This is a genomic window from Bradyrhizobium sp. LA6.8, assembly GCF_040547935.1.
Taxonomy (GTDB): Bacteria; Pseudomonadota; Alphaproteobacteria; order Rhizobiales; family Xanthobacteraceae; genus Bradyrhizobium; species Bradyrhizobium barranii.
On record NZ_JBEPQQ010000002.1, the window covers coordinates 568864 to 586891 of the forward strand.

Consider the following 18028-nt stretch of genomic DNA (forward strand, 5'->3'; position numbering starts at 1 on the left):
GAATTCAGAGGTTGCCAATCGGTCGGCGGCGGAGATGGTGCGTTCTGATGGACGCCTGCTGGACACCCGCTGCCATGATGACATCATGCCCCTGTTTTGCCCGACGGGTCAAATCGATTTCGTAAAATCGAAAAAGCCCAATGCCGACAAGGGCCCGGCTACTGTGCATGGGGTTGTTTTCGCGAATTTTGCTTGTCGGCCCCCGCTGTGTCGGGCCGGGCCCCGATCTCGTCGGGTCCGGAGTGGCCTGAGCGTTCGCCTCAGCTATCCACCTTCAACGCGGCAATGAAGGCTTCCTGCGGGATGTCGACCTTGCCGAACTGCCGCATCTTCTTCTTGCCTTCCTTCTGCTTCTCCAGAAGTTTCCGCTTACGCGTGATGTCGCCGCCGTAGCACTTTGCGGTGACGTCCTTGCGCAGCGCGCGCACCGTCTCGCGCGCGATCACCTTGCCGCCGATCGCCGCCTGGATCGGGATCTGGAACATGTGCGGCGGGATCAGCTCCTTCATCTTCTCGACCATGGCGCGGCCGCGCCCCTCCGCGCGGGTGCGATGCACCAGCATCGACAGCGCGTCGACCGGCTCGTTGTTGACCAGGATCTGCATCTTGACGAGATCGGCCACCTTGTAGTCGGTGAGGTGATAGTCGAACGAGGCGTAGCCCTTCGAGACCGATTTCAGGCGGTCGTAGAAATCGAACACGACTTCGTTGAGCGGCAGATCGTACTTCACCATGGCGCGGGAGCCGACATAGGTCAGCTCCTTCTGCGCGCCGCGGCGGTCCTGGCACAGCTTCAACACGCTGCCGAGATATTCGTCGGGAGTGAGGATGGTGGCCTCGATCCAGGGCTCCTCGATATCTGCGATCTTGACCACGTCGGGCATGTCGACCGGATTGTGGATCGAGATCTCCTGGCCGTCGGTCAGGTGCATCTTGTAGATCACGCTTGGCGCGGTCGCGATCAAATTGAGGTCGAACTCGCGCGACAGCCGCTCCTGGATGATCTCGAGGTGCAACAGCCCGAGGAAGCCGCAGCGGAAGCCGAAGCCCAGCGCAGCCGAGGTTTCCATCTCGTAGGAGAAGCTCGCGTCGTTGAGGCGCAACTTGCCCATCGCCCCGCGCAGCGTTTCGAAGTCATTGGCGTCGGCCGGGAACAGGCCGCAGAACACCACCGGGATCGCCGGCTTGAAGCCCGGCAGCATTTCGGTGACCGGCTTCCTGTCGTCGGTGATGGTGTCGCCGACGCGGGTGTCGGCGACTTCCTTGATCGCCGCGGTGATGAAGCCGATCTCGCCGGGGCCGAGCTCGTCGACCTGCTCCATCTTCGGGGTGAAGAAGCCGACGCGCTCGACGTCATACGCCGCGCCTGTGCCCATCATGCGGATGCGCTGGTTCTTCTTCATGACGCCGTCGACCACGCGGATCAGCACGACCACGCCGAGATAGACGTCGTACCAGCTGTCGACCAAGAGCGCCTTCAAGGTCGCGTCGCGGTCGCCCTTCGGCGGCGGCAGGCGGGTGACGATGGCTTCCAGCACGTCGGGGACGCCGAGGCCGGTCTTGGCCGAGATCATCACGGCGTCGGAGGCATCGATGCCGATGACGTCCTCGATCTGCTGCTTGATCTTCTCGGGTTCGGCCGCGGGAAGGTCGACCTTGTTCAGGACCGGGACGATCTCGTGATTGTTGTCGAGCGCCTGGTAGACGTTGGCGAGCGTCTGCGCTTCGACGCCCTGGCTGGCGTCGACCACCAGCAGGGAACCCTCGCAGGCCGCCAGCGACCGCGAGACTTCGTAGGCGAAGTCGACATGGCCGGGCGTGTCCATCAGGTTGAAGATGTAATCCTTGCCGTCCTTGGCGTGGTAGGCAAGGCGGACCGTCTGCGCCTTGATGGTGATGCCGCGCTCGCGCTCGATGTCCATGGAATCGAGCACCTGCTCCTTGCCCGCCATTTCGCGGTCGGTGAGGCCGCCGGTCATCTGGATCAGGCGGTCGGCCAGCGTCGACTTGCCATGGTCGATATGGGCGACGATGGAGAAGTTGCGGATGTTCGAAATGGGGACGGTCGTCATGGGCGCGGGATACCACTCACATCCCCGTGCGGCAACCATATTGCTGTATTTTCAGGGCCTTTCTTCACGCCAAGCTGATTCCACGAGGGCCCAAAACGCGCTACGCAACGGCCCATGTCCAGGCTCATGTCCACGACCTCGATCCCCTCCGCCCGAACACGCGTAAAAGCCCGGGTGAGCTTTAACCGCTTCCGGGCCTGGCTGGTCGCCTGCGCGATCCGGCCCGAGGCGCGGCTCTGGCTGGTGATCCAGCTCGCCATCCTGCATGCGGTGCTCTGGACCTTCATCCTGATCAATCTCAAGGCAGCGCAGGACGTTCACATGGACGTCGCAGAAGCCTATGGCTGGGGCCAGGAGTTCCTGTGGGGCTACGGCAAGCACCCGCCGCTGTCGGGCTGGGTCGCCGGCCTCTGGTTCAAGGTGTTCCCGGCGGCGGACTGGGCGACCTATGCGCTGGCGATGGCGACCGTCGGCGTCGGCATGGTGATCTGCTGGCTGCTGAGCTTGCGCGTCGTGGACGCGCGGCGTGCGTTCCTGGTCGTGGTGATGGTCGCGCTCTACCCGATCTTCAATTTCAAGGGTTTCAAGTACAACCCCGACCTGCTCCAGCTCGTCACGCTGCCGCTGCTCGTGCTCGCCTATCTCAACGCCTTCGAGAAGCGGACCTGGCAGTCCGGTATCTGGTTCGGGCTCGCCGGCGCGCTGGCGCTGATGACGAAATACTGGGTGCTGACCATGATCGGCGCCATCGGCCTTGCCGCGCTGATTCATCCCGATCGGCTGCGATTCCTGCTGTCGCCGGCGCCGTGGGTGGCGATCGTGACGATGGTGGTGGCGATGATCCCGCACCTCGTCTGGCTTGCGGGCGTGCATTTCGTGCCGCTGACCTATGCCGGCGATACCTACAGTCTCGATGACAGCCGGCAGGTCCATCAGCTCGTGGCGGGCTATGCCCTGCATAATTTGGCGCTGCTGGCGCTGCCGGTGGCGCTGGCCGCGCTCGCAATGGCACTGGTGCCACATTGGTTCACGCTGCTGCTGCGCGCACCGTTACGCATCGTCACGCGCGCGTGGGGGCGCGGCGCCAATCCCGGCGTCAATGTTGCGCAGGCGTTGAACGTCTGGATCATCCAGGTCATCGTCGCGGTCGGCCCGCCGCTCGGCGCGCTGGCCTTCAGCATCTACATGAAGACCGATTGGGGCATCTCGCTGTTCTTCCTGGTGCCCTTGGCGCTGGTCGCGATCCCGGCGCTGCGGGTGCAGAGTGCGGCCCTGTTCAACATCGCCGCGATCTGGCTCGTTCTCAGCGTCGCCACGCTCGCCGCCTCGCCCTGGATCGCCGCGCGCGAGATGGCGGCCAATGCCAGCAATACGGCGACCTACGGCGCGCGCTCGGAGTTGGCGCATGAATTGACGCAGGCCTGGCACACGCGTTTCGGCTCGCGCTGGGCGGTCGTCGCCGGCACCATGGAGTCGATCCAGCCGATGGTGTTCTACAGCCCCGATCATCCGGCCGCGTTGATGCCGCTCGAAGCCTGGGATTCCGGGCTGACGTCGCGCGAGGATGCCAGGAAGTATGGCTTCATCGGCGTGTTCGATCCGACCGATGGCCGCCTCCCGGCGTTCGAGAAATGGGTCTCGGAGATCGCGCCGAACGCCGAGCGCATCGTGATGACGACGCGCCGCTTCACCCACGGCAAGGCCGGCCCGTCGATGAGCTGGAACATCTACATCGCGCCGCCGGCGAAGTGATTTCGGCGTTGTAGGTCTCGTAGGGTGGGCAAAGCGACTTGTCCGCCATAGCTCGAAGAGCGACGGCGGAAGCGTGCCCACCACTTCTATGGCGATTGTCGCGAGATGGTGGGCACGGCGCTACGCGCCTTTGCCCACCCTACGGCACCGAGCGCGTGGCTCAGATCCCTTCCTCGTTGAACTTGCTTTCAACGAGCTCGGTAATCGCCGCAAGCGCAGCCTGGGCATCGTCACCGGCGGCGGCGACCGTGATCGTCGTGCCCGGTCCCGCGGCCAGCATCATCAGGCCCATGATCGAGGTGCCGCCGACGGTCTCGCCGCCGCGCGTCACCCACACCTGCGCGTTGAAGCGCTCCACCGCCTGGACGAATTTCGCCGAGGCGCGGGCGTGCAGGCCGCGCTTGTTGATGATCAGGAGGTCTTTGGAAATGGCTCCCGCCGGCACGCCTGTCCCGGCCTGGTTTCCGAGCGGCGCGTCGTCGCTCATTTGCCGGCGAGCACGCGGCTGGCAATGGTGACGTATTTGCGACCCGCTTCCTGGGCCATCGCGATCGCGTCGGGCAGCGGACGCTCCTCGCGCACCTTGGCAAGCTTCACCAGCATGGGAAGGTTGATGCCCGCGAGCACCTCGACCTTCGGCCGGCTCATGCAGGATATTGCAAGGTTCGACGGCGTGCCGCCGAACATGTCGGTGAGGATCGCGACGCCGTCGCCGGAATCGACGCGGTTGACCGCCTCGATGATGTCGCTTCGGCAGAGATCGGAATCATCTTCGGCACCGATCGTGATCGCTTCGATTTGCTTTTGTGGGCCCATGACATGCTCAAGCGCTGCCTTGAATTCGTCGGCAAGGCGCCCGTGGGTCACAAGTACTAGACCAATCATCGGAAAACTCCTCGCGGGCGCTTTTGGTGCACCGCACGAACGCGCCACTTTGACCATCCAGAGCCCCCGCGCAAGAGGGGATGTTGCGTATCTCCCTGAAACTAGACGGATGGATGAGGGGAGCTGCGCCGGTCTATTCGGTCGCGATAGTGGGGTTCATATGGTTACCATTTCCCTTCAAACAATCGCCTGAAGGGTTAACCGAAGATGAACTCTTGGTAGTGGTCAAGGCCGCAACAACCAAAGGGAGGGGCGAATAGTCGCGCCCGACGGGGATTCGCGGTATTTTGACACCGAAAATGCTTGTTTTCAGTGATTCCGCCGCAGGCAGGCGTTCCGCGTCGGCGGCGTCCAGATCGACCACGAGGCCGACGGTCGCATGCTCCACGAAGTCGCAGCGGCGGATTCCCAGTCCCCGAATCTCGATCAGGCCGGCCAGCAGCGGCGCGGGGCGGACTTCAATTTCATCGCCGACTGTCGCCAGATGGACACGGTCATCGCCGACCAGAACGGCCCTTTCGACCACGCCGGCGCGTCCCGCCATGATCAAATCGAAGGCAAGGCGCGACTTGCCGGAGCCTGAGGGCCCGCGGATCAGCACCGCCAGAGTCCCGACCTTGACCGCCGAGGCATGAACGCTGGGGCCACCGTCGCTCATAGCGCCGGCAGCCTCACCACGAAACGCGCGCCGACAACCGTAGGCGCTCCGTCCTCGTCCACAGGGCCCGGGCGGTTCTCGGCCCAGATGCGTCCGCCATGGGCATCGACGATCTGCTTGGAGATCGACAGGCCGAGGCCGGAGTTCTGGCCAAAGCCCTGGTGCGGACGGTCGGTGTAGAAGCGCTCGAAGATGCGCTCCAGCGCGTCGTCGCGGATGCCGGGCCCGTCGTCGTCGACCACGATCTCGATCTCGGAGCGGACGCGGCGGCAGGTGAGGCGCACCTTGCTGCCGGGCTCGGAGAATGACTGCGCGTTGGAGAGCAGGTTGGAGACCACCTGCCCGAGCCGCGAATCGTGCCCGGTCACGGAGAACGCGTCGGTCGCGCCGCGGCCTTCGAAGCGCGTTTCGACCGCGACGTCATGGCCGAGCTTGGTTTCATTGGCGACGGACACGAGCGTCGTCAGCAGGCGGCGCAGGTCGACCCGGACCGCATCCTGGCGCTGCAATTCGGCGTCGAGGCGGCTGGCGTCGGAGATGTCGGAGATGAGGCGGTCGAGCCGCTTGACGTCATGCTCGATCACCTCGAGCAGGCGCGCGCGGCTGGTCTCGTTGCGCGCCAGCGGCAGCGTCTCGACCGCGGAGCGCAGCGAGGTCAGCGGGTTCTTCAGTTCATGCGCGACATCGGCGGCGAACATCTCGATCGCCTCGATGCGGCTGTAGAGCGCGCTGGTCATGTCGCGCAGCGCGCCGGACAGGTGACCGATTTCGTCGCGGCGCCGGGTGAAGTCGGGAATCTCGATGCGCGCCTTGATGCGGCGGCGGACGCGCTCGGCGCTGTCGGCGAGCCGGCGCACCGGACCTGCGATCGTGCTGGCGAGCAGCAGCGACAGCATGATCATGACCGCGGCAGCGACGCCGCCGACCTTCAGGATCGCCAGGCGCTCGGCGGTGACCATCTGGTCGATGTCGTCGCCCTGCGTCGACAGCATCAGGGCGCCGTGGATGGCGCGCGAGCGCAGCACGGGGACTGCGACCGAAACGATCACCTCGCCGCGCGAATTGACCCGCACCATCGAACGCTTCTGGCCCTGGAGCGCGTCGCTTACTTCCGAATAGCCATTGCCGTTCTCGCGCCCGAGCTCGCGATACAGCGGCAGGTCACCGCGGTTGATCCAGAGGCGCACCGAGGTCAGGCCGCGCTCGATCACGCCGGGCTTCTGCGATGGCGGCGGCAACGGGAAGATCAGCACGTTCTCGAGGTCGCGGCTGTCGAGCAGCACCGTCCCGTTGGGGTCGAATATCCGCGCCCGCGTCTTGGTCGGCGAGATCAGTGTGCGCAGCACGGGTGCCACGCGCTCCGGGCTGATCGGGAAGTTCAGCGCCGAATAATCGTCGGATTCGCCGTAGCTGTCGCCGAGCTTCAGATCGAGCAGGCGGTCAGGATCGACCGTGATCGCGTTGGTCTGCACGGTCGCCGACGCTCCGATGGCACCGGCGATGATCTCGGCCTGCACCAGCAGGCTCTGCGCACGCGCGTCGATCAGGCCGGCGCGGAACTGCGAGAGATAGAGAATGCTCGCGACCAGCGCGACGAGGCCGGCGAGGTTGAGCGAGACGATGCGGCGGGTCAGGCTCGAGAAGGAGAGCGCGAAGAAATACTGACCGGCACGCGTCAGCCAGGAGAACGGCCGCCAACCTTGCGCGGCCGGCTTGTCGTCGGCGACGTGCTCCGGTACGCCGTCGGATGCGATATCCCCGGCATTCTGGTTCTCGTCAGGCTGCGTTCGGTCAAGCAATGCTTACGCCCGCGTTAGGACATCTCGTGCGAAGGGTCCCCGCATCCTAGAGCCATCCCGGTCCCGATGGAACGAGAACCGGCGATGCTCTCAGTCTTTCGTGAAGGCGCGTGAGCCTTAGGCTTCCTTGAAGCGGTAGCCGACGCCGTAGAGCGTCTCGATCATCTCGAACTCGTTGTCGGTCACCTTGAACTTCTTGCGCAGCCGCTTGATGTGGCTGTCGATGGTGCGGTCGTCGACATAGACCTGGTCGTCATAGGCGGCGTCCATCAGCGCGTTGCGGCTCTTCACCACGCCGGGCCGGGTTGCCAGCGCCTGGAGGATCAGGAATTCGGTGACGGTCAGCGTCACCGGCTCGTTCTTCCAGGTGCAGGTGTGCCGCTCGGGGTCCATGCGCAGCAGGCCGCGGTCGAGCGCCTTGGCATCGTTCTCCTTCGGCGCGACGGTCGGGTCCTTCGGCGCAGAGCGGCGCAGCACAGCCTTGACGCGCTCGACCAGCAGGCGCTGCGAGAAGGGTTTGCGGATGAAGTCGTCGGCGCCCATCTTGAGGCCGAACAGTTCGTCGATCTCTTCGTCCTTGGAGGTCAGGAAGATCACCGGCAGGTCGGATTTCTGCCGCAGCCGGCGCAGCGTTTCCATGCCGTCCATGCGCGGCATCTTGATGTCGAGGATGGCAAGATCGGGCTGGGTGGTGCGGAAGCCGTCGAGCGCGGAGGCGCCGTCGGTGTAGGTCATGATGCGATAGCCTTCGGCCTCCAGCGCGATCGAGACGGATGTGAGAATGTTGCGGTCGTCGTCGACCAAAGCGATTGTGGGCATGAGCCTCTGCTTTCTGCTTTCCGTTTGGGTCGTGGCTTGAAACGGCGAGCAATTCACTGATGCGCCGCATACACGGGTGCCGAATTCGGCGGTCGAACCTTGTCACCGAGCAATGCAAGCTGGGCTGAAGTGTGACCAAGTTCCACGAAGCGCAGCAGATTCGCCGCGTTTCGACCCTTAACCTGACCCCCGTTTACCCGAAAAAAGACCTCCCTTGCAACCACCTGACCCGAGAAAGCCGATGCACCCGACCCCTGATTTCGACCCCGGAAAGCTCGCCAAATCGCTGCTCAGGCGCTCGCGCCAGGGGGCGCTTGCAACGCTGATGGCCGGCAGCGGCGATCCCTATTGCTCCCTCGTCAATCTGGCGAGCCACCCCGACGGCTCGCCGATCCTGCTGATCTCGGGCCTGGCCGTGCACACCAGGAACATCCTGGCGGATCACCGGGTCTCCCTGATGCTGGACGAACGCGCGGCCGGCGATCCACTGGAGGGTGCCCGGATCATGCTGTCCGGCCGGGCGGAACAGGCCGATGCCGACAAGGATCTGCTCCAGCGGCGGTATCTCAATGCCCATCCATCGGCCGAAGCGTTTGTTTCGTTTAAGGATTTCTCGTTCTTCAGAATTCGGCCCACGGGAACCCATCTGGTCGCCGGCTTCGGCCGCATCGTCGATCTCAAGCCCGAGCAGTTCCTGACGGACCTTGCCGGCGCCGAGGATCTGCTGGCGGCGGAGGAGGGGGCGGTCGCGCACATGAATGCCGACCACCGCGACGCCATGGGCCTCTATGCAACAAAACTCCTCGGCGCGGCGGAGGGCGACTGGCGCTGCATCGGCTGCGACCCCGAAGGCCTCGACATGCAGGATGGCCAGACTGCGCTGCGGCTGGACTTCCCGGAGCGGGTGACTGACGGCACGGCGCTGCGCAAGATGCTGGTCCGCCTTGCTGGCGAAGCGCGCGCGAAGGTGGACTAGCGCGCAACAATTTGAACGCTGCCCCCCATCGCTGCGACCCAAGACCGCAATGGTTCGAAGTCGGCAGCGAGAGGGTTCATGATACGCCGTCGTTTGACGCTGGTTGCGGGTTTGGCGCTCGCGATCACCGCATCGCTTGCCACGCCCGGCTTTGCCCAGAAAGGTCTCGCCGCGGAGAGCGCGCGGATCAACGCACTCCGAAGCGCCGGCAAATATTCGGAGGCGCTGCCGCTGGCGCAGGCCATGGTGGCGTCTCTCGAGAAGACCGCCAACAATCGTGATCTCGCGGGCGCGCTCAACAACCTCGCGCAGATCTACGCCGACCAGGGTCACGACGAGCAGGCCGAGCCGCTCTACAAGCGCGCCATTGCGCTGATGGAGAAGGGGACCGGTCTCGACAGTGTCGAGATCGCACCGGTGCTGAACAACCTCGCCGCGCTCTATCAGAGGCAGAGCCGCTTTGCAGAGGCAGAGCCGCTGTTCAAGCGTGCGCTCGCCGTGCGCGAGAAGGCGCTGTCGCGCGAGCATCCCGACGTCGGTCAGTCCCTCAACAATCTCGCCACATACTATGTCAAGCAGCAGCGTCAGGCCGAAGCCGAGCCGTTGTTTCAGCGCGCGCTCGCGATCTACCAGAAGGCCGGTGGCCCCGAGCATCCGGCGGTCGCGACGCTCCTGAACAATCTCGGCCAGCTCGATCGCGACCTCAACCGCGATGCGGATGCCGAGGCGCCGATCAGGCGCTCGCTCGCGATCCGCGAAAAAGTGCTGGGACCGGACCATCCCGACGTCGCGCGCTCGCTGAACAATCTCGCCGGTCTCTACGAGCACCAGCGGCGCTATGCCGATGCGGAGCTGCTCTATCGCCGTGCGCTGTCGATCCGCGAACGTGCGCTCGGTCCCGATCATCCGGACGTCACGACCTCGACCAGCAATCTCGCTTATTTCCTCTACGTCTCCGGCCGGAACGCCGACGCGCTGCCGCTCGCGGAAAAGACGCTTGCGACCAATCGCGCGCAGTTGCGCGTCGTGCTGCCGGTCCTGTTCGCCGCGCGACAGCAATATCTGCTGCCTGACGACAGGGCGCTGGACGAGGCGCTTGCCGCGATTCAGCGCGGCACGCAATCCTCCGCTGCCTCCGCCGTGAACAAGCTGGCCGTGCGCCTTGCTGCCGGTAGCGACCGGCTCGCCGAGCTCGTGCGCCGGGACCAGGATCTTGCGGCCGAGTCCGAGGCGCTCGACAAGGCGATCATCGCCGCGGTGTCGAAGCAACCGGCCCAGCGCGACGTCGCGGCCGAGCAGCGCAGCCGGGCGCGGATCGCGGCGATAGCGAACGAGCGCACGGGCTTGCAGAAGACGCTCGCGGTCGAGTTTCCCGATTATGCGTCGCTCTCCAACCCCCTGCCGCTGGCGGTCAAGGATATCCAGCCCTTGCTGTCGCCCGACGAGGCGATGGTGCTCTACTCCGTCGTCGACAAGCAGAGCTATGTCGTCGCGATCACGCGCGAAGGCGTCGACTGGAAGGAGATTCCGCTCGGCGCGGACGCGCTGACGCAGAAGGTGACTGCCTTCCGCAAGGGGCTCGATGTCGGCAAGGCGCGCGATGCCTCCGGCAAATCAGGACTGTTCGACCTCGGGCTCGCCAACGAGCTTTATGTCGCGCTGCTCGGCCCGCTCGAAGCGCTGACGAAGGACAAGCGCAACCTGCTGGTGGTGCCGTCGGCCGCGCTGACGGCGTTGCCGTTTCATCTGCTCGTCACGGAGACGCCGCAAGCTGCGATCCCGGACACGCTCGAAGGCTATCGTAGCGCCGCTTGGCTATTGCGGCGTCAGGCGGTGTCGGTGCTGCCCTCGGTGGTCAGCCTGAAATCGCTGCGTGCCGTCGCGCGCCGGGAGCAGGGCGTGAAGCCGATGACCGGCTTTGGCGATCCCGTGTTCAATCCCGCGCTGGAAGGGCCGGCCGATCGCCGCGCTGCAAGCGGCAAGGTCGCTGCACGCAACATTGCAACAATTGCCTATAGCGATTTTTGGCGCGGGGCCGGCGTCGATCGCGCGCGGCTTGCGCAGGCGCTGCCGCAACTGCCGGATACCGCGGACGAGTTGAACGCGGTAGCAAAGGATGTCGGCGCGGCCGAGGCCGACATCCATCTCGGCCGCGATGCCAGCGAAACGACGCTGAAGCGTGCAGCGCTTGCTCAATACAGCATCATCTACTTTGCCACCCACGGTCTCGTGGCCGGCGATATCAAGGGATTGGGCGAGCCCTCGCTTGCGCTCTCCATTCCCGATCGGCCGACGGAGCTGGATGACGGCTTGCTCACGGCAAGTGAAGTCGCTCAGCTCAAGCTCAACGCGGATTGGGTTGTGCTGTCGGCCTGCAACACCATCGCCGGCGACAAGCCCGGCGCCGAGGCCCTGTCGGGGCTGGCGCGCTCGTTCTTCTACGCGGGTGCACGTGCGCTGCTGGTCTCGCATTGGGCAGTGGATTCGGAAGCTGCCACCCGCTTGACCACGTCGACTTTCGAACTGCTCAAGAACGAACCAAAAATCGGCCGTGCCGAAGCCTTGCGCCGCGCGATGTTGACGTACGTTGATGACACCTCGTCACCGCGCAACGCCTATCCCGCGATGTGGGGGCCGTTCGCGCTCATCGGCGAAGGCGAGGTACGATAGGACGGTCCTGCGATTGTGCGTCGCAATAACCACAGGAAACGCGGAATCGCGCATTTGGTTGCGCGATCATTCGTATTTTTTTGATACGCTCGCTCAGAGCTGACATGCGCGGCATTTGGCGCGGTCCTTGAATAAACCAAATCCTGCGAGATCGGCTTGGCAACGCCAGCGTTCACCATTATTACGTCGCTCAACCGAGGCCGGACGGCCTATAATTCACGGTGACTGCGATGGCGCCAAAGCTTGGTCGCGCTGAGTGTCGCGGGTTCTAGGAGGATTTTTCGTGCAAGAGACGGGCGTGCGCAACGGTGCCTTCGGTGCCGACAAATTCGGCTTAAAGAATCTCAAACGGGTTCACTGGAACCTCGGCGCGCCGCAACTCTATCAATACTCGCTTTCCGCGGGCGAGGCGGTGCTGTCGGCAGACGGTTCGCTTTGCGCCGACACCGGTGAGTTCACCGGTCGCAGCCCGAAGGACAAGTTCACGGTGCGTGACGCCACCACCGACAAGAAGATGTGGTGGGCCGGCAACCAGTCGATCACCGCAGAGCAGTTCGAGACGCTCTACCAGGACTTCCTCAAGCACGCCGAAGGCAAGAGCCTGTTCGCGCAGGACCTCTATGGCGGCGCCGATCCGGCCTACCGGATCAAGACCCGCGTGTTCACCGAGCTCGCCTGGCACTCGCTGTTCATCCGTACGCTGTTGATCCGCCCCGAGGCGGTCGAGCTGCCGAGCTTCACGCCGGAGCTCACCATCATCGACATGCCGAGCTTCCGCGCCGATCCGAAACGCCACGGCTGCAAGTCGGAGAATGTCGTCGCGATCGATTTCGCCCGCAAGATCGTCCTGATCGGCGGGTCTTATTATGCCGGCGAGATGAAGAAGTCGGTCTTCACCACGCTGAACTACTATCTGCCCGAGCGCGGCGTGATGCCGATGCACTGCTCGGCCAATGTCGGCGCCAATGGCGACACCGCGATCTTCTTCGGGCTATCAGGCACCGGCAAGACCACGTTGTCGGCCGATCCGAACCGCACGCTGATCGGCGACGATGAGCACGGCTGGGGCCCGAACGGCGTGTTCAACTTCGAAGGCGGCTGCTACGCCAAGTGCATCAAGCTGTCGCAGGAGGCCGAGCCTCAGATCTACGCCGCCTCGACCCGCTTCGGCGCGGTGCTCGAAAACTGCGTGCTCGACGAAGACACCCGCGTTGTCGATTTCGACGACGGCTCCAAGACCGAGAACACGCGCTCGGCCTATCCGCTCGACTTCATCCCGAACGCTTCGCGCACCGGCCGCGCGCCGCAGCCGAAGAACGTGGTGATGCTCGCCGCCGACGCCTTCGGCGTGCTGCCGCCGATCGCAAAGCTTTCGCCGGCGCAGGCGATGTATCACTTCCTGTCCGGCTACACCGCCAAGGTTGCCGGTACCGAGCGCGGTCTCGGCAACGAGCCGCAGCCGGAATTCTCCACCTGCTTCGGCTCGCCCTTCCTGCCGCTCGACCCCAGCGTCTACGGCAACATGCTGCGCGACCTCATCGCCCAGCACAATGTCGATTGCTGGCTGGTCAACACCGGCTGGACCGGCGGCAAGTATGGCACCGGCTCGCGCATGCCGATCAAGGTGACGCGCGCGCTGCTCACCGCCGCGCTCGACGGCTCGCTTCGCAACGTCGAATTCCGCACCGACAAATATTTCGGCTTCGCGGTCCCGACCGCGCTGCCGGGCGTGCCGGCCGAGATCCTGAATCCGGTGAACACCTGGAAGGACAAGGACGAGTTCGACAAGACCGCCCGCGCGCTGGTCGGCATGTTCCAGAAGAACTTTGCCAAGTTCGAAGCCCAGGTCGACGCCGAAGTGCGCGCGGCCGCGCCGGACGTGAAGCTCGCGGCGGAGTAATCTCTCGCTCTGTCTTCAATGCAAAAGGGCGGCCGCGAGGCCGCCCTTTTTGTTTGTAGCCACTTGCGTGAACCACACATTCGATGTCGTCCCCGCGAACGCGGGGACCCATACCGCGTGATCTATCGAGGGAGTGCAGTACAAGTACCGGTGAAGAAGAAAGGGTCACTACGAGTCTTCGCCAAATTACTCCCTGTGGTTATGGGTCCCCGCGTTCGCGGGGACGACACCGGTGCGAGACCTCACGCCTTGAAATACGCGATCTGCGTCGTGGTCGCGAGCAGCCTGCCGTTCGGCGACCACAGCTCGGCGTTCTGATCGGCGTAGCTCTTGTGCATGATCTTCGAATCGGCCGTCGCGAGCACGCGCGTGATGTCCTCGGCGGCGAGCTCCTCGCTGCCGGTGTGAAAATACGTCGTCAGCGACACCGTGCCGAACGGCACCAGCTCGCGCCTGGCGTGGAAGATGCGGCCGAAGAAGGCGTCCGACATCGACATCAGCGACAGCATGTCGAGCTTGCGCGGCGTGCGGTCGCCGATCCAGAGCTTGGAATAGGTGCCAGCGAGCTCGGTCTGCGGGGGGCCGATCCGCATCTCGCCCTCGACGAAGCGGAATTCATACTGGTTGGCCCAGGACGCCGAGATCTTTGGGAATGGCAGCGTTGCCTCGAACGCCGTGGCGTCCGGATATTGCGCCACCCTGTGCTCCCAGGAGGGCCGGCGCTCGGCGAACACGGCGGTGGCGAGCGTTGCGACCTCGCCGCCGCCCTGCGACAGTTCGACGCTCCAATGCTGGCTGGAGCGATTGGCCTTCACCAGCCGCGCGTCCAGATCGAACGGCCCCTTGGCGATCGGCGCGCAGTAATTGACGGTGAGGGCCAGCGGATCGCCGGCGCGCTGCGGATGGTCGATCAGTGCGCGCAGGATGGTCGCGGCCGTGGCGCCGCCGAACGGGCCGACAAAGGCCCAGTAGTCGTCGCTGGTGTGTCCCTGCCAGCTGCTGTCACCGGCGGTGATGCGGGTGGCGTCGTCGAACGGGTGCGGGAGCTTGGCGTGCATGGGATTAGACCTCTACTGAGCTTCCGTCCCAACGACGAAACTCCATCGTCTCATCACCAGGGCCATATTGCTGCGAACTCAAAACATCGTCTGCCGGATCATCTGTGACCCAGGCATCCGCGACGGAGCCTCCTATGCGCTTCAGCGCAATGATACTCTTGCCGCTGATCAGATCGGCGACGAAGTCGCCGATGGCAGCTTCCTCGTCCTTGCCTGAAAGACTGGCAAGGATGCTGCCGTGCGTGTGCCAGGAGAATCCGTCCAACCCCAGCGTCCAGTCCCCGTCGGGACATATGACCAGCAATCGAAGCTGCCCATCCGGGCTCGTATACTCGCCGACGGGCACGATCGACTCCGGCCAGAAAAAGCTCAAGCCGTAATATGATGCTTATCCTGCCAAATCAATAACCTCGCAGGTAACGCCGATTTCACGTTGCGGAAAATCAGCCCGCGACGTCGCGCAGATCCGGCAGCAATGGCGTGGTCGGATTGACCGGCACGTTCCAGATCTCCTCGGCATATTCGCGGATGGTGCGGTCCGAGGAGAACCAGGCCATGCGCGCGACATTGAGGATGGAGGCGCGCGTCCAGGCCGGCGCCACCTGCCAGCGTGCGTCGACGCTGCGCTGGGCTTCGTAATAGGAATCGAAATCGGCGCTGACCATGTAATGGTCGAGATAGCGCAGCGCGTGCGCGATTGATTCGAAGCGGCCGGGATCGCCGGGTGAGAACTCGCCGGTGCCGATTGCATTGATGGCGCGCTGGAGCTTTGGCGAATTGCGGATCACGTCGGACGCATCCAGCCCCTGCTTGCGGCGGATCATCACGTCGCCGGCCTCCATGCCGAAGATCGCGATATTCTCCGCGCCGACATGGTCGCGGATCTCGATGTTGGCGCCGTCGAGCGTGCCGATGGTGAGCGCGCCGTTCAGCGACAGCTTCATGTTGCCGGTGCCGGAGGCCTCCATGCCGGCGGTCGAGATCTGCTCGGACAAATCGGCCGCGGGAATGATCACCTCCGCAAGGCTGACATTGTAGTCGGGCAGGAAGACGACCTTGAGCTTGCCGCCGATCGCGGGATCGTTGTTGACGACGTCCGCGACGTCGTTGACCAGCTTGATGATCAATTTTGCGTAGCGGTAGCTCGCCGCCGCCTTGCCGGCGAAGATTTTCACCCGCGGCACCCAGTTGCCGTTGGGATCGTCCTTCATCGCCTGGTACAGCGCCACCGTCTCGATGATGTTGAGGAGCTGGCGCTTGTATTCGTGAATGCGCTTGATCTGCACGTCGAACAGCGCGGTTGGATCGACCTTGATGCCGAGCCGCTCGCCGATCAGGCGCGCCAGCGCGGTCTTGTTGTGCAGCTTGACGCTGCGGAACTTCTTCTGGAATTCGACGTCGCTGGCGCGGGCTTCGATCAGGCTGAGCTGGGTCGGATCGTCGAGCACGGCTTCGCCGCAGATCTCGCGCAGCAGGTCGGTCAGCTTCGGATTCGCCAGCATCAGCCAGCGGCGGAAGGTGATGCCGTTGGTCTTGTTGGTGATGCGGCCGGGATAGAGATGGTTGAGATCGTGGAACACGGTCTCGCGCATCAGGTCCGAATGCATCGCCGAGACGCCGTTGATGCGGTGCGAGCCGACGAAGGCGAGCTGGCCCATGCGCACGCGGCGTCCGCTCCTCTCGTCGATCAGCGAAACCGAGGCACGGAAATCGATGTCGCCGGGCGCGCGCGCTTCGGCGAGCGCGAGATGCTGCACGTTGATGCGGTAGATGATCTCGAGATGGCGCGGCAACAACTGCTCGAACAGTTCGACCGGCCAGGTCTCCAGCGCCTCGGGCAACAGCGTGTGGTTGGTGTAGGACAGCGTTGCGACCGTGATCTTCCAGGCCTCGTCCCAGCGGAAATTGTGCAGGTCGACCAGGATGCGCATCAGCTCGGTGACGGCGAGGCTCGGATGCGTGTCGTTGAGCTGGACCGCGACCTTCATCGCGAGGCTGCGAAGCTGGCCGTCGGAGGTCAGGTGGCGATTGACCAGGTCCTGCAGCGAGGCGGAGACGAAGAAATACTCCTGGCGCAGCCGCAGCTCGCGGCCCGCCGGGCTTTCGTCGTTCGGATAGAGGAATTTGCAGATCGCTTCCGCGCGCGACTGCTCGGCGCTGGCGCTGACATAGTCGCCCTTGTTGAAGGCGTCGAGCTTCAACGGATCGGGCGAGCGTGCCGACCAAAGGCGGAGCGCGTTGACGTGCTGGCCGCGCCAGCCGACGATCGGCGTGTCATAGGCGATCGCCTGCACCGTCTCGGCCGGATGCCAGATCGCGCGGTCGCGGCCCTTGTCGTCGACATGCTCGACGCCACCGCCGAAATGGACGTGATAGATCACCTCGGGCCGCTGCAATTCCCAGGGATTGCCGAAGCTCAGCCATTCGTCCGGATATTCCTGCTGCCAGCCCTGATTGATGATCTGGCGGAACAGGCCGTAATCGTAGCGGATGCCGTAGCCGATCGCGGGGATCGAGAGCGTAGCCATGCTCTCCATGAAGCAGGCGGCGAGCCGCCCCAGGCCGCCATTGCCGAGCGCGGCATCCGGCTCGCATTTGCGGAGCTCAGGCAGCGACACGCCGAGATCGCCGAGCGCGACCTCGAAGATCTTGAGCAGCCCCATGTTGTTCAGCGCGTCGGTGAAGAGGCGGCCGATCAGGAATTCGAGCGAGAGATAATAGACGCGCTTGCGTCCCGCATCGTAGCTGTGCTTCTCGGCCGTGAGCCAGCGATGCACGATGCGGTCGCGCAACGCGAGCGCTGCGGCCTGGTACCAGTCGTGCTTGGTGGCCATGCCCGCATCCTTGCCGATGGCAAGGCGCAGCTTCGCCAGGATCGCGCCCTTGACGTCAGCCAGCGCGAGCTCGTCGATGGGCTGGCCGGAGGCCGGCAAACTTGGCTGGAACGATTGATCTTGCAAGGCCGTCACTTCCTGGTCGCGAGAACACCACTAACTCTACGCGTCTTGCCCCTGCACCGGAACCATCCCTGGCGCGGCCGTGCACTGCGCTGGCGTAAATTTATGCAAGGAACGGGCCGATTTGGGAACCCGGAAGCGTACGGAGAGATGCAGATTCGGTGCTAGATTGAGGGCCGATTCAGCCATCAGTGTGGAGGAAACGTCCATGAGACTGCTGATCGAAATCGCCGCCGCAGCCTTCCTCGTCGTCTGCATCACCGCCTCCAGCGCCGCCTTTGCCGCCGGCAAGACGGGCCGCAGTGCCGATGGCCTGAGCTGCGGCTTCAGCGTTCCGGAAAATGCGTCTCCCGCGGTGCGCTGCGCCGCCATCAAGCGCCAATGCGGCGGCAAGTTCTACGCGAATGCGTGTGGGGACAGGCTGGTGTCGGCGGCGAATTGAGGAGCGGGTCGCTGGATTCGCCGCGCGTGAAGGCGCTGCG

At 64.4% G+C, this 18028-nt stretch carries 14 protein-coding genes; 5 read left to right on the plus strand and 9 right to left on the minus strand.

The genetic code is table 11. The features are described from left to right. Positions 1-260: 260 nt before the first annotated feature. Entirely contained in the window at positions 261-2072 is a 1812-nt protein-coding gene (gene lepA / locus ABIA90_RS09785; protein WP_071916919.1) for a translation elongation factor 4, read from the minus strand. 126 nt (positions 2073-2198) lie between these two features. On the opposite strand from lepA, the gene ABIA90_RS09790 reads away from it, so the two are divergent. Next, positions 2199-3824, plus strand: coding sequence for a glycosyltransferase family 39 protein (locus tag ABIA90_RS09790; protein ID WP_354118874.1), 1626 nt, complete (start codon positions 2199-2201; stop codon positions 3822-3824). Between the two features lie 160 nt (positions 3825-3984). On the opposite strand, the gene ABIA90_RS09795 is transcribed toward ABIA90_RS09790, so the two are convergent. The 5 genes from ABIA90_RS09795 to ABIA90_RS09815 form a co-directional block, all read right to left on the minus strand. Further along, positions 3985-4311, minus strand: a complete 327-nt coding sequence (locus ABIA90_RS09795; RefSeq protein WP_063980739.1) for an HPr family phosphocarrier protein — start codon at positions 4309-4311, stop codon at positions 3985-3987. Continuing rightward, on the minus strand, positions 4308-4709 hold the full coding sequence (locus ABIA90_RS09800) for a PTS sugar transporter subunit IIA (protein ID WP_007597752.1): 402 nt from the start codon (positions 4707-4709) through the stop codon (positions 4308-4310). Before ABIA90_RS09800 ends, ABIA90_RS09795 begins: the two co-directional genes overlap by 4 nt. A gap of 133 nt (positions 4710-4842) precedes the next feature. Then, positions 4843-5367, minus strand: coding sequence for an HPr kinase/phosphorylase (locus tag ABIA90_RS09805; protein ID WP_354118683.1), 525 nt, complete (start codon positions 5365-5367; stop codon positions 4843-4845). Beyond that, positions 5364-7166 carry a sensor histidine kinase gene (locus ABIA90_RS09810; RefSeq protein ID WP_063980741.1) on the minus strand — a complete coding sequence of 601 codons (1803 nt, stop codon included), beginning with the start codon at positions 7164-7166 and terminating at the stop codon, positions 5364-5366. Before ABIA90_RS09810 ends, ABIA90_RS09805 begins: the two co-directional genes overlap by 4 nt. A 117-nt stretch (positions 7167-7283) precedes the next feature. Next, on the minus strand, positions 7284-7985 hold the full coding sequence (locus tag ABIA90_RS09815; RefSeq protein WP_038952081.1) for a response regulator transcription factor: 702 nt from the start codon (positions 7983-7985) through the stop codon (positions 7284-7286). A gap of 241 nt (positions 7986-8226) precedes the next feature. Here ABIA90_RS09815 and ABIA90_RS09820 point away from each other — a divergent pair, with 241 nt between their 5' ends. The 3 genes from ABIA90_RS09820 (at position 8227) to ABIA90_RS09830 (ending at position 13531) form a co-directional block, all read left to right on the plus strand. Then, a complete protein-coding gene (locus ABIA90_RS09820) occupies positions 8227-8961 on the plus strand; it encodes a HugZ family pyridoxamine 5'-phosphate oxidase (protein ID WP_354118684.1) in 735 nt (244 codons plus the stop codon). Positions 8962-9039: 78 nt separating this feature from the next. Then, positions 9040-11631, plus strand: a complete 2592-nt coding sequence (locus ABIA90_RS09825; RefSeq protein ID WP_354118685.1) for a tetratricopeptide repeat protein — start codon at positions 9040-9042, stop codon at positions 11629-11631. A 283-nt stretch (positions 11632-11914) separates the two neighbouring features. Continuing rightward, complete coding sequence (locus ABIA90_RS09830) at positions 11915-13531, plus strand: phosphoenolpyruvate carboxykinase (RefSeq protein ID WP_166345764.1); 1617 nt, start codon at positions 11915-11917, stop codon at positions 13529-13531. 242 nt (positions 13532-13773) lie between these two features. Here the strand turns inward: ABIA90_RS09830 and ABIA90_RS09835 are convergent, their stop codons facing one another. The 3 genes from ABIA90_RS09835 to ABIA90_RS09845 all read right to left on the minus strand — a co-directional run bounded on the left by ABIA90_RS09835 (position 13774) and on the right by ABIA90_RS09845 (position 17549). Continuing rightward, positions 13774-14589, minus strand: a complete 816-nt coding sequence (locus ABIA90_RS09835) for an acyl-CoA thioesterase (protein ID WP_354118686.1) — start codon at positions 14587-14589, stop codon at positions 13774-13776. 4 nt (positions 14590-14593) lie between these two features. Continuing rightward, on the minus strand, positions 14594-14935 hold the full coding sequence (locus ABIA90_RS09840) for a hypothetical protein (RefSeq protein WP_354118687.1): 342 nt from the start codon (positions 14933-14935) through the stop codon (positions 14594-14596). A 97-nt stretch (positions 14936-15032) separates the two neighbouring features. Continuing rightward, positions 15033-17549: a glycogen/starch/alpha-glucan phosphorylase gene (locus ABIA90_RS09845; RefSeq protein ID WP_354118688.1), complete on the minus strand. Its 2517-nt coding sequence runs from the start codon at positions 17547-17549 to the stop codon at positions 15033-15035. A gap of 205 nt (positions 17550-17754) precedes the next feature. Here ABIA90_RS09845 and ABIA90_RS09850 point away from each other — a divergent pair, with 205 nt between their 5' ends. Beyond that, the gene (locus ABIA90_RS09850) at positions 17755-17988 is read left to right on the plus strand and encodes a hypothetical protein (RefSeq protein ID WP_354113370.1); all 234 of its coding nucleotides are present in this window, start codon (positions 17755-17757) and stop codon (positions 17986-17988) included. The last annotated feature ends 40 nt before the right edge of the window (positions 17989-18028 follow it).

Coding starts and splice junctions, on each gene's coding strand:
- lepA (WP_071916919.1), bottom strand. CDS start 2,072: ATGACGACCGTCCCCATTTCGAACATCCGCAACTTCTCCATCGTCGCC.
- ABIA90_RS09790 (WP_354118874.1), top strand. CDS start 2,199: ATGTCCACGACCTCGATCCCCTCCGCCCGAACACGCGTAAAAGCCCGG.
- ABIA90_RS09795 (WP_063980739.1), bottom strand. CDS start 4,311: ATGAGCGACGACGCGCCGCTCGGAAACCAGGCCGGGACAGGCGTGCCG.
- ABIA90_RS09800 (WP_007597752.1), bottom strand. CDS start 4,709: ATGATTGGTCTAGTACTTGTGACCCACGGGCGCCTTGCCGACGAATTC.
- ABIA90_RS09805 (WP_354118683.1), bottom strand. CDS start 5,367: ATGAGCGACGGTGGCCCCAGCGTTCATGCCTCGGCGGTCAAGGTCGGG.
- ABIA90_RS09815 (WP_038952081.1), bottom strand. CDS start 7,985: ATGCCCACAATCGCTTTGGTCGACGACGACCGCAACATTCTCACATCC.
- ABIA90_RS09820 (WP_354118684.1), top strand. CDS start 8,227: ATGCACCCGACCCCTGATTTCGACCCCGGAAAGCTCGCCAAATCGCTG.
- ABIA90_RS09825 (WP_354118685.1), top strand. CDS start 9,040: ATGATACGCCGTCGTTTGACGCTGGTTGCGGGTTTGGCGCTCGCGATC.
- ABIA90_RS09835 (WP_354118686.1), bottom strand. CDS start 14,589: ATGCACGCCAAGCTCCCGCACCCGTTCGACGACGCCACCCGCATCACC.
- ABIA90_RS09850 (WP_354113370.1), top strand. CDS start 17,755: ATGAGACTGCTGATCGAAATCGCCGCCGCAGCCTTCCTCGTCGTCTGC.